The organism is Brevundimonas mediterranea (assembly GCF_014196125.1).
Taxonomy (GTDB): Bacteria; Pseudomonadota; Alphaproteobacteria; order Caulobacterales; family Caulobacteraceae; genus Brevundimonas; species Brevundimonas mediterranea.
In genome coordinates, this window is the sequence record NZ_JACIDA010000002.1 from 816,786 (window position 1) to 830,713 (window position 13,928).

Sequence of the window (13,928 nt, forward strand, 5' to 3'; positions counted from 1 at the left end):
CGAAACCATCGGACCCGCCGTGAGGGCAGGACACCGGCGAAGGGCTCAGATCGATCGGTTACCGCGGCGTAACGTCGCGCACGGCCTACCGTTCAGCGAAAGCGTTCTAAGCCAGCCGTTTCGGCGGATTCTTCAGTGGAAGCGGGCCTGCGCCCTCTCGCACGACATCGACGGCTGCGAACCGGAGTCCCCGCGGAGCCGAAGGCCGTTGAACGGTCGGCGCCGGCGGCATGGGCGCCGCGACGGCGGCGCAGCCCATCTTGGCGATGCAGTCGGGCGTCATCTCGTCGCAAGGGCTAGTAGCGCCGCCGGAAGGCCCGTCCGCCATCACCATCATCTCGGCGCAATCCATGTCCGCCATGCCGCCCGTCGCTTCGAATACCTGGAACGGCGTGGCGTGCGCGGACGACTGGCCGACGAAGCCGGCCACCGCCAGGGCGAACAGAAGGGTGCGGACGAGGTTCCACATGCGCGTTCATCCCACGCCCGTCGGCCGGCCGTGTCAAGCGACCGACGGGCTGGCGTCGGGCGCGCGCAACGCAATGCTCCGGATCAGCGCGCGCCCGCCCGCAGTTCGAACGAGGGATTCAACCCCGGCGCCCGTATAACTCATTGAACCCCTCTGGTTTCGGAGCCTCCCTATGACCACTCGCAAAATCCTTTCCGTCGTCGGCGCCGTCGGCGCCCTGCTGTTGGGGGCGACGCAGGCTGCCGCCCACGCGCGCGTCGTCGCCTCCAACCCGGCGGCGAGCGCGAGCATCGCCTCGCCGCGTTCGCTGACGGTCACCTTCAGCGAACGCGTCGTTCCCGCTTTCTCGGGCCTCGAGGTCGTGAACGCCGCCGGCGCCAAATTCCCGGTCGCGACCACCGTCTCCGATGACGGCATGACCGTTTCGGGACGGACGGCGCGACCGCTCGCGGCCGGCGCCTACAGCCTCAACTGGCACGCCGCCTCCGCAGACGGCCACCGTATGACCGGCGCCATCGCCTTCACGGTGCGCTGACCCATCGTGCTCGACGTTCTGGTCATCCTGCTCCGGCTCGCGCAGTACGGCGGCGCTGTCGTCCTGCTCGGGACGCCGCTGTTCCTCCTCTACGGGTTGCGCGGGTCGGACGCGGTGGCCCTCGGCTGGACGAGATCCTTGCTGGTCAGCGCGGCGGCCGTGGTCGCCATAGGCTCCGCCGCCGCCTTCGCGGCCCAGACCGCTGTGATGGCGGGCTCGCTGACTGAAGGTCTCAAGCCGGCGACGCTCGGCTTCATGCTCACGGGCACGAGCCTCGGACCCGCCTTTCTCGTCCGGACGCTGGCCGCGTTGCTCGCGCTTCTTGCGCTCATTCAAGACAAGCCGTCCCGCGGCCTGTGGAAATTCGTCGCTGTCGCCGGTCTTATCGTCGGCGCCAGCTTCGCCTGGACGGGACACGGCGCGGCCACCGAAGGCGCGGGGCGCTATGTTCATCTGACGGCCGCGATCCTGCACAGCTGGGCGGCGGCGGTGTGGCTCGGCGCGCTCGCGGCCTTGCTGATCCTGACGTTGCGGCGGCGGTCAGAAACGGTCGATGGCGATAGGATCCTCTATCGAGCCCTTCACGGATTCGCCGGCGTCGGATCCGCATCGGTCGCCGTCCTGGTTCTGAGCGGACTGGTGAACAGCTGGTTCATGGTCGGACCCGATCGTATCGCTGGCCTCTTGAGCACGCCCTACGGCCTGCTGTTGACGGGCAAGCTCGTGCTCTTCGCGCTCATGCTGGTTCTGGCGGCCGCGAACCGCTTTTATCTGACGCCCCACCTCGGCAGCGCCCTGGACGATCCCGAGTATCTTGGCCCCGCCATTTCACGGCTGAAACGCAGCTTGGTGATGGAGACCCTCCTCGCCCTGGGGCTGCTGGCCCTGGTGTCCATCATGGGAACCCTGGCTCCGGTCTCGGCCATGGAAATGGCGATGTAGCCGTTGGCGCGCGCCGAACGCGCTGGAGCCAGGTGCGTCGCACGCGCTCTTGGGACCGGCTGCGAATGGCCGTTGGCCCAGCGACCTGGACCCGCCTAGACTGCTCAAGAATTGAGGGGGCGCGCCGTGTCAGATCGAGTTCGTGATCTTATTGAACAGTGGCGGCGCGACCCGGCTGCGACCTACCAGACCTGGTTCTTGTGGGACGAGCGTCTGAAGAATTTCCGCTCCATCCGTCGCGGCATCGGCCAGGTCGTCAAGGAGATCGAAGCAGGCCGGTTCGGCGTGGCCTATCGCGGGTCATCGCTGGAAACGATCCTCCGGCGCGCATTTTAGCGAATGATCGCCGTAACGAAGCCCATGCCTGCGCCGCGATTGCCTCGCCACGGATGTGTCGATCGGCCCAAAGTCAACGATTGCGACAGCTGCGGCGCGCGCGCGCTGAGCATTTGCGGCAGCGTGGCCGACAGCGATCTTGCACGGCTGGGAGATCTGGCCGAGGTCGTCAAGTTGGCCGCCGGCGCGGTTTTGACCCGGGAAGGCGAACCCGCGCCCTACGTGTTCAATGTCACCACGGGGTCGCTGCGGGTCTACAAACTGCTGCCGGACGGTCGACGCCAGATCATCGGCTTCCTGTTCGCCGGCGACTTCCTCGGTCTAGCGATCGGTGAGTTCTACGTGTTCTCCGCCGAAGCCATGGAGCCGACGACCGTCTGCCGGTTCCGCAAGGGACCGTTCCGCGCCCTCGTCGAGAGCAGTTCGCCCCTTGAGCATATGCTTCTCCACCGCACGTCCCACGAACTGGCCGCCGCCCAAAACCAGATGCTTCTGCTGGGACGCAAGACCGCCATTGAGCGGCTGGCGTCCTTCCTGCTCGACCTGCCCGGCCACGACCCCGCGCGCCCGACGGTCCCGGGCCATGTCCGCCTGCCCATGAAACGCGGCGAGATCGCCGACTATCTGGGATTGACGATCGAGACGGTCAGCCGCGTGCTCACCCGCATGAAGGCCAACGGCATCATCTCGATGCCCTCCCAGAGCGATCTGATCGTCGAACGTCCGGACCTCCTGCGCGCTCACGCCGGCGGAGAAATCTGAAGCCGGCGGGTTGAGCCAGATCAAGGCCAACTTTTCTGCCGGGAGGTATAGTCGGGAGGTCGCTGACCCGGAGGGCGGCGCCACGGACGCGAACTCGAAGATCGACGCCTGCCCGCCGATCAACGGCGTTCGGTCGAAACCATCGTCGACCTTCTCAACCGTGAACGCCTGATGAGCATTGGGGTCAATCGACCCGACGGCTGGCCGCAGGTGACGACGGTCGGTTATCTGAATGACGGCTTGAACCTGTATTTCGTCAGCGGCCGCGACAGCCAGAAGCTGGCCAACGTTCAGGCCGACGACCGTGTTTCGGTCTCGATCCATTGCGATACGGAGCTGGGTGGCGCCGTCGGCGTTTCGATGGCCGCGCGCGCGAACGAGGTGACGGACGCCGGCGAAGTCGAACGGCTCAATCAACTGATGTTCAAGCGCTGGCCTGCGGTCAGCGTTTACTGCCCGGCTACGAGTTCCGTGGTGCTCATTCATGTGAAACCCGAACTGATCTGCGCCATCGCCGCCTCCGGGGGCCGAAGCCGAACGGAATGTTTCTCGCTCGGCAATTCAGCGGAGCGAGGCGAACAGCGCTCCGCCAAGACGGGCAGGAAAGCCCGGCTGTCCTGATCACGGGCGCGATAGCGCGCCGGCGCCCGAGCGCGTCGGTGATGTGGATCAAGGCGGCTGTCGGCGGCATGCCCGATGTTGTTGCGGCAGGGTCGGGGTGAAATCACTCACGTCGGCCGGTTTCTGACCTGCGCCTGGATTCTCCCGGTTCCCGCCGCCGCCCGAGCCGACCCTTGCGAAGGGCGGCTGCCCGGGCGCGCGGGCGAGACCTTCGCGGGCATCGTCCGCTACGTCGGCGACGGCGACAGTTTGTGCGTGGGAAACACCGCCGGTCCCGCTCCCTGGATCGAGGTGCGGCTTTCAGACTTCGACGCCGCTGAACTGCACAGCCGCACCGGCCTACACCCAACAGGCTTACCCGTGGCGGCCGGCGGCCACTCCAGGCCTAGCGCCACACCTGAAAACCGATGATCCACTGGACCTCGTCATTCGGGTCCCCCGACAGGCGGCGGAGCTCTCTTGTCTCGCCGAACCCATGGTTCCAGGCCACGCCGATATACGGCGCGAACTCGCGCCGGAACTCGTATCGCAGACGCAGACCCACCTGCGTGCTGGAGAGCCCGCTGCCTGTGCGACGCGCCGCATCGGATCGGCCGAACAGATTGGCCTCGACATCGGGCCGAAGCACGAGACGCTGCGTGACTCTCAGATCGGTAGCGATTTTCAACCGGGCCGCGGTGCGCCCGTCTTCGCCCACATAGGCCGTCGCCTCGACGGCATTCCAGTATGGCGCGACGCCTTGGACGCCCAACGCCGCCCAGGTCCGGTTCGGCCCCTCGCCAAAGTCCTGGCGCACCCCCAGTTGCGTGCCCCAGAAGGGATGGAACGGGCGAAACCACAGTGCTTCCACGCTGGCCGTTTCGGTTCGGCCGCCGCGGCGATCCCCCTGTGTCCTGAGCCAGGCCTTGTCGAACGGGCCGCCGTACCAGGCCTGCACATCCCAGGCCGAGCCCGAACCCTGGTTGGTTTCCACAGCTTCGAACTGCTCGACGAAGACGGCCCCGAGCCGCAAGCCGTCGGAGGCCTCGGCCCCGGGCATGACGCTGCGACTGAACCCACCGGAATAGTCAAAGGAGTCCCGGGCGTCCGCCGGTGCGGGACCGCCCTGCATCGGCGACATCGGCGATGCGACTGAACCCGGGTTGCCTGGCCGGGTGTTCATGCCGGGCATGGCCTGCATCGCGGCGCTGTCGGGAGCGGGCGGCGTCAAGACCGGCATCGGCATCGTCGTCATGGGCTCAGGCGACGTGTGGGCGGGAACGGCTGGCGGTGGCGCTGGCGCTCGGGCTGGAGCCGTCGCCGTGTCGGGACGAGCGTGGGATTGCCTGCGCTCCGATTCCGCCGGCCCCGGCGGGGGTCGCATGGGCGGGGGAGCCGGACGGGTCTGACGCGGCCGAGTTGGGCGCACAGGCGCTGCCGCGGGGGACGGCGCGGGCATCGCCATCCCGGGCATCGGGACGGGGGTCTGTGCGGCTGCTACGCCGGGAGCCATGAGCGCCGCAAGGGCCCCCATCACCGCTGAAGTGCGCCGGGCCCCGTGCTGATCTAGCGTTCTCATGCCACGACCACCTCGCGAAACATGCCCGCCGCCATGTGATAAAGGATATGGCAGTGGAACGCCCATCGACCGGGCGCATCGGCATTGATCCCGATGGCGACCCGTTGAGCCGGCTGGACATTGACGGTGTGCTTGCGCACCCGAAAAGCGCCGTCCGGATCCTCCAGGTCCATCCACATGCCGTGCAGATGCATGGGGTGGGTCATCATGGTGTCGTTGACCAACACCATTCGAAGCCGCTCGCCGGTCCGGAACGCGACCGGGGGCGATTCCGAATACCGGATCCCGTCGATCGACCAGATGTACTGATCCATGTTCCCGGTCAGATGCAGCTCGATCTCCCGGCCGGCGGGACGCGCGTCCACGACAACGCCCTGCGACCTGAGATCGGCGTAGGTCAGAACGCGGCGCCCGTTGTCCCGTAGACCGATACCGGGGTCGTCCAGATTGACCCTGGGGGTATCGACCCGCATGTCGACACCGGGACCGTATTCGGTTCGCGCGTGCCGGGCGGCCACGGCGGGTGGTCCGACAGAGGCCATTCCCGGCATATCGACCATGGCCATGGCGCCCATCATGTCCTGCGCCGTGAGCCAGACCCGCGGATCCATGGGAGGCGGGGCAAGGGCTGTCGCTCCCGACCCGCCGAGCGTGCCCCGCGCGAACCCCGAGCGGTCCATGGCCTGCGCAAAGATCGTATAGGCCGCGTCATCCGGAAGTTCGACGAGAACATCATAGGTCTCGCCTGGTCCGATGCGGAATTCATCGACCCGCACCGGTTCTACGGGCTGACCGTCGGCGGCCACTACAGTCAACTTCAAGCCCGGAATGCGAACGTCAAAATAGGTGGCTGCACCCGCGCCGACGAAACGGAGCCTGACGCGTTCGCCGCGCCTTGCCAAACCGGTCCAGTTGCCCGCCGGCGACACGCCGTTCATCAGATAGGTGAAGGTGTAGCCAGAGATATCACTGAGGTCCGTCGGATCCATGCGCGCGCGATAGAACATCGCGCGGCGCGCCATGGCTGCGGAGAACCCCGACTTGACGGCATCGTCGACAAAGTCGCCAAGGTTGGGTTGCCCGAAGTTATAGTAGCCGCCGTACTTCTTGAGCTTCATGAATATGGCGACCGGGTCCTCATCGCTCCACTCGCTGAGCATGACCACATAGTCCCGGTCGACGGTCGGCGGACCTCCACCAGCGTCCTCAATGACGATCGCGCCATAGACTCCGGTTTGCTCGTGCAGCGTGTGGGCGTGGTACCAATAGGTCCCTGCCTGAACAACCGGAAAACGGTATGTGAAGCTCTCGCCCGGCGCTATGCCGGGAAAGCTTATGCCGGGTACGCCATCCATTTCAGGCGGTACAAGCATCCCGTGCCAATGGATCGAGGTCATTTCCTCGAGGCGGTTGGTCACGCGGATCGTCGCCGTCTCGCCCTGCCTCAAGCGGAGCAATGGCCCGGGGATTGTGCCGTTGATCGCCGTGGCCGTCGATGTGCGACCGGAGAAGTTGACGCTCAGCGGCGCGATCGTGAGCTCATATTCGCCGCGCTGCCCGGCGACCTGGCTCCACGCCGGCAGTGTCAGGGCCGCCGCCCCCGCGACGGTCCCGCCCATGACGAACCTGCGCCGCGTCGCCCCGTCCAGACCCTGGGCGCAGGACGTCATGTTGGGACGCTGGGAGCGGCAATAGCCGGGACCGAACAAGTCATACTCATATCTCAGTTCCGATCATCCAAAGGCGAGTCGACAATAGACAATTCCGTGGCGCTCAGACCCCCGCCGGGCCGGTTCTGGCCCGCCGCATACGTGGAGCGGCGGACCAGAACCGAGATTGCATATCCGGCGCGGGGGCATCGTGTTTCATGGCCGGGTCAGCGGGGCGCCGGCATTTTTCCGTCATTCATCGGCATGCCCATGTGCTCCTCCGTCTGCAGGCCGGGCCGGGCGATCGGAGCCTGGGCGCCCGCCGCCATGCCTTGCGCTTGGGCTTCACGTTCCATGGCCATTCCGCTGCGATGGTCCTGCGCCCGACCGGCTTCAGAGCAGTTGGCCGCCGCGCTGCGGCAGTCCATGCCTGCCTGACCGTGGCCGTCGTCATCCGCAGCGGCGCCGTCGGCACTTGTACCGGCGGCCGGCGCAGCGCCGGCAGGATCCACCGACTGCTGCGCAGAGTTCCGGGCCGACGCCGGGGCTTGATCGCATGCAGCGAGCAGAAGGATGAGCGCGGATGCGGCGGACAGCGGATTGAGTTTTTGGATCATCGCGGTGCTGGGTGTGTTCGTCGTCATAGTCGATCCCCAAAATCTGATGTCCGGCCTATTGGGCTTATGGGCGGCCTGCCTTGACATGGATCAACCGGCCGGAAGCTACGGGGAGGATCATCGATGAGGAGATCCGGTGCATCGTCGAGGAAGGCGAAGCCAGGGTCCGCAAGGTGCACACGCGGACGAGCTTCGCCACCTGGCCGAGGCGCTCCTCAAGCATGAGACCCTCTCGGGTGACGAGATACGCAGCTCCTCGGCGTCAGGCCGGCGGCCATCGCCCCTGGACGCCGTGTTGGTCGGCGGACGCCCGCGCCGCGCCAGCCCCGGCTATCGCGATCGGGCGGGGCTGCATAGTGACTGAGAAACGGGGCGGCGGGAGGCCGACCCGCGCACTGGGCGAGGCTGACCCGCCGTTCTCAATACCGGCTTCTGATTACACCTCTATCTGAGGATCTCATGAGCCTTCGAACGTCGGGAACCGCCTGTCCTCGCTGGACGAAGCCGCGCCGCCAATCAGGTCCAAGGCCGCGGGCGACCACCCGGTGGCTCGTGGCGACCACGGGACGAGGAAAACGGCCGCCACACAAGGTACAACGACATGATCGCGCCGCCGAAGCAGAACACCGAGATATAGGCGAACGTGAAGAACAGATAGGTCATCACGAAGACAATGCTGACCAGCACGCCAAATACCTTGGCGTCCTTGCTGGAGCTGAGCAATAGAGGGCCGATGATCACCAGCAGGTAGATCGCGTAGGTGAACTCGCGACCGATGACGAGACCCAGCAATTCGGTCCCGCCATAGCTGATCGCATGCGACAAGAAGCGGGTGACCAGCCAGTCCTCATGGGCGAAGTACGGAACATACTGCAACCCGCCCAGAAACCCGCCGAGGATGGCGAAGAGGAGATAAAGTCGATGACGGTGCGGAGGCTCGATGAAGTAGGTGGCCAAGGGCACCCAGACCGGCCATGCCAGCCAAGAGAAGAACATGTATCCCAACGAATACCGCGTCACCGCGGCAAGGTCGCCGGCCTCGCCGGCGCGCCAGACCAACCCTTCGAGCAGCTGCTGAACGGAGAACAGCAGGGGCAACGCCGCCAGGGCGAGATAGCGCCGATCACCGCGCCAGGCGCGTCCCAGGCTGATCACGCCGGCTGGGGCGAGCACCGCCGCCGCGGTGAAGCTGGCCGTCGCGGAAAAACACATTCGCGGTCAACCTTTGGTTTGCGTTCATCGCGGCCAAGAAGAGTGCTCGAGCAAGATGACTCCTGCTGAGACCACTCGCCCAGACTCCCTGATCAACCTGCAGCTTGCAAGTCCCCCGGATCTTTTGGCGATGAACGCGGGCTCTTCCAGTTTGAAGTTCGCCCTCTACGCCACGGCCGGCGGGGTCAGCCCCGCCGGCCGTGGCGCGATCTCCGACCTCGCCGGCGACCAGAGCTGTTCATCGCGCAAGGGCAGGGTGTTGTCCGCGAGGTATTGGAGGGCCCCGTGGCGACGGGCGCGGCGGCGCGCCTGGCGTGCGAGGCGCTCACGCGCCACGGGCTCGCCCAGTCAATCCGGGTCGTCGCACATCGCATCGTGCATGGCGGGGCCGCCTTCAAGGGCCCGGCCGAGCTGACCCCTCCGGCCCTCGCGGATCTGCGGGCGCTCGCCCCCCTGGCGCCGTTGCATCAGCAAGCCGCTCTGGAGGGTGTGGCGGCCGCGCAGCAGATATTGCCGGCGGCCCGGCAGGTGGGCTGCTTCGACACAGCTTTTCACCAGGACCAGCCAAGGTCCGCGCGCCTCTACGCCCTGCCCCGCCGCCTGATCGCCGAGGGCGTGCTCGCCTATGGGGTCCACGGGCTATCCTACGCTCACGTCGCACGCTGCTTGCGCGACCTGGATCCGGAGTGTGCGGGCGGCCGCGCCATCGTCGCGCATCTGGGAAGCGGCGCGAGCTTGTGCGCGCTCGATACGGGCCGCAGCCTGGCCATGACCATGGGCTTTCAGCACGCTGGACCGCGTGCCGATGAGCACGCGCTGCGGCGCGATCGACCCCGGCGTGATCCTCTATCTCCTGGATCTCGGCATAACCGCGGACGGGGTCCGCCGCATGCTCTACGAAGACTCCGGTCTGCTGGGGCTCTCCGGCATCTCCCACGACATGCGCAAGCTGCTGGCCAGTCCGGCGCCGGAGGCGGCGGAGGCCGTCGAAGTCTTCGTCTATCGCGGCGGGCGCGAGATCGGTTCTCTCAGCGCGGCGCTCGGTGGACTCGACACGCTGGTGTTCACGGCGGGCATCGGCGAGGGTTCACCCGAAATCCGACAGCGCATCGCCCAACAGGCGGCTTGGTTGGGCCTGCGCCTCGATCCTGCTCGCAACGCCGCCGGCGCGACTGAGATCGGCGTGGGGCCGGTTCGGGTGCTGGTGCTTCCCGCCGACGAAGAACTGGCGACGGCGGAGGCGGTGTACGGCCTCCTTCGATCATAAGGGGTCTCAAGCGGTCTCAGGAGCCTTGTGACGCCAGCACCGGCCGGGGGCCGGCTGCTACGCGCGCTCGGCCAAACAGTTCGGTGGCAGACGACGCGATCATGATCGGGTGGGCGGTGTCTCGATCAGTGCGTTGGGCAGCTCATTGGGGTTTTCTGGTCCCGCAGGAAAGTGCTCCGCGAGGAGACGGCCGCAACGCTCGATGGCGGCTACCAACCCACGGCAAGGTTCTCCCACCTTCACGCCTGACAGGAGATCTTCGATCGCCCTGTCCCAAGCCGCGGCGCCGACCTTGGCGTTGATCCCCGAATCGGCGAGCACCTCAGCCCTGCGGTCTTTCAGGGATACGAAGATCAGCACGCCGGTATGCTCTCGGGTCTTGTCCAGGCCGCGCGCAAAGAACTGTTCCAGGGCGCGTTCGCGCACCCGGGTCCGCTTCAACGCGGGCGGGGTCAACGCCCGACGGATTGGCGGAAGCGACACGAGCGCGAAAATGCTCGCGAACAACAAGCATTGCAGCAACGCGTAGCCGGCAAGAGCCGTCAGCACCGCGGCGTGCATGGCCGCCACGTGAGCCGCCGACCAACCGCCGAGCGCATAGTCGAAGTGTCCCGCGGCGCGGGCGATGGCGAGAGCGAGCAGGGGGAGCGCCAGCGCTCCGGTCGCCGCCCAGGCCAAAGGGACTTCGGCATAGGTCGCCGCCTCGTCCGTCACGGAGCAGACAATCTCGCCGCGCGTCGTCGCCTCGGCGGCCGCGACGGCCCGTTCGATGCGATCATGGTCATCTCGATTTAGCAGCATTCTACCAACCCCCTGAGGCGCCGCCGCCTCCGAAAGAGCCGCCGCCGCCGCGGAAGCCGCCGCCGCGACCGCCACGCCCGTGGCCGGAGCCGCTCATCATCAGCAGGAGCAGCGGCAGCATCCAAAGGTCCATGCGATGGCCGGGTCGGCCGGTAATCGTCCCAAACAGCCCGAGCAGCACCCAGAGCCCGAGGAGAACCAGAACCACGGTCGGAACCGAGCCGTTCGAGGCCCTCTGCGGCTCGGCGCTGGCCGCGACCCTGGCCTTGGCCTGGTCGTCCGGCAGCGACAGCTGCTCGATCAGCGCGTCGGCGCCGCCGACGACGCCGCCTTCGAAGTCCCCTGTCCGAAACCTGGGCAAAACCCGGTCCTGAAGGATGACAGTCGAAAGCGCGTCGGTGAGCACCCCCTCCAGCCCGTAGCCGACCTCGATGCGGACCCGGCGCTCGGTCGGCGCGACGATCATGAGCGCGCCCGTGTCGCGGCCCTTTTCGCCAATGCCCCAAGCGCGGCCAAGCTGGTAGCCGTAGTCCTCGATCTCGTAACCTTGCAGCGACGGGACGGTGACGATCACCAGCTGCCGGGAGGTCTTGGCTTCGAGCCCCTCGAGCTTGGCGGTGAGCGCCGCCTCTGTCTGAGGCGACAGGATGTTGGCGTCGTCCACCACCCGCCCCGTAAGGCTGGGAAAGGTCGGAGCCGCCACCGCCGCCGCGGCCCAGAGCAGCAGTCCCGCAAGCAGTGACAGGACGGCCGCCAGGACCGGGCGACCCCGCGCGGTCATTGGGCGGGGGCGCGCGGTGCGGGGGCGGAGTTAGCCGCCGGCGCCGGCGCGAAGCTGACGCTCGGCGCGGCCTGGGAAGTTTCGGCGGCCTGGAACAGCTGCATCGGCGTGGCGGAGGAATAGGCGGTCTTGGCCCAGATGATGGTGGGGAATGTGCGCAGGCTTGTATTGTAGTCGCGCACCGCTTCGTTGTAGTCGCGGCGGGCGACGGCGATCCGGTTCTCGGTGCCCTCCAACTGGCTCTGAAGGGCCAGGAAGTTCTGGTTGGACTTCAGATCGGGATAGTTCTCGCTGATCGCTAGCAGACGACCGAGCACGCCGGTGAGCTGGTTCTGGGCCGCCTGGTAGCGCTGGAACGCCGCCGGGTCGGTGACGGTCGAAGCATCGACCTTGACCTGGGTCGCCGAGGCGCGGGCCTGCGTCACCTGGGTGAGCACGGTCCGCTCCTGCACGGCGTAACCCTGCACGGTGGCCACCAGGTTCGGGACCAGATCGGCCCGCCGCTGGTACTGGCTCTGGACATCCGCCCATGAGGCCTTGGCCTTTTCCTGCTTGGTGGGGATGGTGTTCACGCCGCAACCGGCCAGCAGGACCGGGAAGAGCATCAGCGCTCCGAGACGTGCGAAACGTCGCAGGAAATTGGTCACATCGGTCTCCCATAAATCCGTTTCGGTGAAGCCTGATGTGGCCGCCAAGCTGACCCGTCGCGTCTGGGGTGAGACCCTCTCCGGCGAGGCTCGGACGCCGGGCGCCGCGCGATGAGGGCGGGTGGATCACTGGCGGGACTCGACTGGGCGAGCGCCTGGTCGAGACGAGCCGATTCCTGCGCCTTGGCGCAGGCCGCGCCGTGACGACCAACACTTGGCGATGGCTTGGCTTGACTATGGGCGTGGTCTCGCATTCGGCGGTTCCCCAAGCTTGGCGCTCAGAAGGCCCTGAGCGTCGCTCTACCGCTAGACGCTGCGCCGGCCCAGCGCTTACACCGGTCGGCCGCCTCAGATCCGCAGGACGAGGATGAGGGCGGCCGCCGCCACGGCCGCTAAACTGGCGCCGCCCATGAGGAGGCCGTGCTTTCGTCCGCCGACGACGGCCGCAATGACCGCCTTCGACAGCGTATTGGACGCCACAGCCAGGCTCACCGCAAGCACGGCGGCCGATGCCGCCAGGTCGCGCCCGGCCAGCTCGGAGACCGACAGGGTCAGAGCGTCCACGTCCGCCACGCCCGACAGCGCGGCCAGACCGTAAACCCCCATCGCGCCAAAGGCGCGCGAGAGCACCTTGCCCAGCAGCATGATCACCGCGATCAGTCCGGCGAACTTGAGGGCTGAGGCCAGCTCGAGCGGATTGGTCAACGTCGTGATCGTCTGCGGTTCAGCACCCGCCGGGCGCCTGGTCATCAGGAGCGCTCCCGCTGCGCCCAACACCAGGGCGAACGCGCCCATCGGCCACGCGAGGGCCAGAGCGAAAGGTCGGTTGATGGCGCCCGCGAGCACGAGAACCCGCAGGGCCATCAGCCCGCTGGAGATGAGACTGCCGCCCGCGAGCCACGTGCAGAGCGCGGGGTTTGAGCGCACCAGCCGCGCAAAGCTCAAGGTCGTCGCCGTCGATGAGGCCAGGCCCCCGGCGAGGGCGGAGAGCAGCAGGCCGCCGCGCGCGCCAGCGATGCGGACGGCGGCGTAACCCAGAAATGACACGCCGGCGATCAACACCGCCAACAGCCAGATCCGCCGGGGATTGAGCGCTTGCCAAGGATCAAAGGTGCGATCCGGCAGCACCGGCAGGATGAGAGCGGTCATGACCAGCAAGACGAGGAGCGCGCGGAGCTCCGCCCAACTCAGAGCACGCACCCAGGCGTGCAAGGGCCGCTTGAAAGCGAGAAGGGCGGTGGCGGCGACGGCGCCGCCGACCGCCACGAGGAGCGACCCGCGGGCGGCGTAGGCGCCCAGGGCGAACGCCAGCAGCCCCGCAATCACACCGGTCGCGCTCGCATCGCGGGTGCGACGGGCCTCGAGCAGTTGGAACACGCCGAGCACGAGCGCGAGGGAGAGGAATGCGCCAGCCAGCAGAGCGTCCGCCGCGCCCCCTGTGGTCGACGCCACCACGCCGCCCAGCAGTCCGGTCAAGCCCAAGGTCCGAAGGCCCGCCGCGCGGCGGCCCTCGCCCGCGCTACGACGTCGCCAGCCGCGTTCGAGCCCGATCAGGAGTCCGATCGCCAGAGACACGCCCAGCCGCCCCAAGACTTCAAGTTCTGACACGTCTGAACAACCTCACCCGGGGCCGAGGTTCCTAGGGGCCCCGGCAAGCAGACGCTGCGCTGCGACCCACCCTTACAGCCCACACGAGAGCCCGCCGCTGCGCACCTGTAATCGGGTGCGGGA

Annotated in this window: 15 protein-coding genes and 1 pseudogene; 7 read left to right on the forward strand and 9 right to left on the reverse strand. The window is 67.4% G+C overall.

The features are described 5' to 3' along the window. Positions 1-106: 106 nt before the first annotated feature. Positions 107-469, reverse strand: coding sequence for a hypothetical protein (locus GGR11_RS12755; protein ID WP_088582514.1), 363 nt, complete (start codon positions 467-469; stop codon positions 107-109). A 172-nt stretch (positions 470-641) separates the two neighbouring features. On the opposite strand from GGR11_RS12755, the gene copC reads away from it, so the two are divergent. The 5 genes from copC to GGR11_RS12780 all read left to right on the forward strand — a co-directional run bounded on the left by copC (position 642) and on the right by GGR11_RS12780 (position 3,665). Beyond that, positions 642-1,004, forward strand: a complete 363-nt coding sequence (gene copC, locus GGR11_RS12760) for a copper homeostasis periplasmic binding protein CopC (RefSeq protein WP_088582513.1) — start codon at positions 642-644, stop codon at positions 1,002-1,004. 6 nt (positions 1,005-1,010) lie between these two features. Then, positions 1,011-1,946: a copper homeostasis membrane protein CopD gene (gene copD / locus GGR11_RS12765; RefSeq protein WP_088582512.1), complete on the forward strand. Its 936-nt coding sequence runs from the start codon at positions 1,011-1,013 to the stop codon at positions 1,944-1,946. A gap of 126 nt (positions 1,947-2,072) precedes the next feature. After that, positions 2,073-2,282 carry a hypothetical protein gene (locus GGR11_RS12770; protein WP_221205252.1) on the forward strand — a complete coding sequence of 70 codons (210 nt, stop codon included), beginning with the start codon at positions 2,073-2,075 and terminating at the stop codon, positions 2,280-2,282. A 3-nt stretch (positions 2,283-2,285) separates the two neighbouring features. After that, positions 2,286-3,044: a cyclic nucleotide-binding domain-containing protein gene (locus GGR11_RS12775; RefSeq protein WP_183197511.1), complete on the forward strand. Its 759-nt coding sequence runs from the start codon at positions 2,286-2,288 to the stop codon at positions 3,042-3,044. Between the two features lie 141 nt (positions 3,045-3,185). Next, positions 3,186-3,665 (forward strand): pyridoxamine 5'-phosphate oxidase family protein, encoded by a 480-nt coding sequence (locus GGR11_RS12780; RefSeq protein WP_343051147.1) that lies wholly within the window; start codon positions 3,186-3,188, stop codon positions 3,663-3,665. A 385-nt stretch (positions 3,666-4,050) separates the two neighbouring features. On the opposite strand, the gene GGR11_RS12785 is transcribed toward GGR11_RS12780, so the two are convergent. The 4 genes from GGR11_RS12785 to GGR11_RS12800 all read right to left on the reverse strand — a co-directional run bounded on the left by GGR11_RS12785 (position 4,051) and on the right by GGR11_RS12800 (position 8,701). Continuing rightward, positions 4,051-4,899 (reverse strand): copper resistance protein B, encoded by an 849-nt coding sequence (locus GGR11_RS12785; protein WP_183197515.1) that lies wholly within the window; start codon positions 4,897-4,899, stop codon positions 4,051-4,053. Between the two features lie 320 nt (positions 4,900-5,219). After that, on the reverse strand, positions 5,220-6,932 hold the full coding sequence (locus GGR11_RS12790) for a copper resistance system multicopper oxidase (protein ID WP_425485675.1): 1,713 nt from the start codon (positions 6,930-6,932) through the stop codon (positions 5,220-5,222). 167 nt (positions 6,933-7,099) lie between these two features. Then, a complete protein-coding gene (locus tag GGR11_RS12795; RefSeq protein WP_183197517.1) occupies positions 7,100-7,516 on the reverse strand; it encodes a hypothetical protein in 417 nt (138 codons plus the stop codon). 489 nt (positions 7,517-8,005) lie between these two features. Next, a complete protein-coding gene (locus GGR11_RS12800) occupies positions 8,006-8,701 on the reverse strand; it encodes a DUF6629 family protein (protein ID WP_183197519.1) in 696 nt (231 codons plus the stop codon). A gap of 375 nt (positions 8,702-9,076) precedes the next feature. On the opposite strand from GGR11_RS12800, the pseudogene GGR11_RS17015 reads away from it, so the two are divergent. Both GGR11_RS17015 and GGR11_RS16905 read left to right on the forward strand, forming a co-directional pair. After that, positions 9,077-9,424, forward strand: a pseudogene (locus tag GGR11_RS17015) (acetate/propionate family kinase); the annotation flags it as partial. Between the two features lie 67 nt (positions 9,425-9,491). After that, the gene (locus GGR11_RS16905; protein WP_281380236.1) at positions 9,492-9,968 is read left to right on the forward strand and encodes an acetate kinase; all 477 of its coding nucleotides are present in this window, start codon (positions 9,492-9,494) and stop codon (positions 9,966-9,968) included. 99 nt (positions 9,969-10,067) lie between these two features. On the opposite strand, the gene GGR11_RS12810 is transcribed toward GGR11_RS16905, so the two are convergent. The 4 genes from GGR11_RS12810 to GGR11_RS12825 all read right to left on the reverse strand — a co-directional run bounded on the left by GGR11_RS12810 (position 10,068) and on the right by GGR11_RS12825 (position 13,805). After that, positions 10,068-10,769, reverse strand: coding sequence for a TPM domain-containing protein (locus GGR11_RS12810; RefSeq protein WP_183197521.1), 702 nt, complete (start codon positions 10,767-10,769; stop codon positions 10,068-10,070). Position 10,770: 1 nt separating this feature from the next. Next, a complete protein-coding gene (locus tag GGR11_RS12815; RefSeq protein WP_343051131.1) occupies positions 10,771-11,433 on the reverse strand; it encodes a TPM domain-containing protein in 663 nt (220 codons plus the stop codon). Positions 11,434-11,546: 113 nt separating this feature from the next. Next, positions 11,547-12,155, reverse strand: coding sequence for a LemA family protein (locus GGR11_RS12820; RefSeq protein WP_183197524.1), 609 nt, complete (start codon positions 12,153-12,155; stop codon positions 11,547-11,549). Positions 12,156-12,545: 390 nt separating this feature from the next. Then, positions 12,546-13,805 (reverse strand): DUF4010 domain-containing protein, encoded by a 1,260-nt coding sequence (locus GGR11_RS12825; protein WP_183197526.1) that lies wholly within the window; start codon positions 13,803-13,805, stop codon positions 12,546-12,548. Positions 13,806-13,928 lie beyond the last annotated feature (123 nt).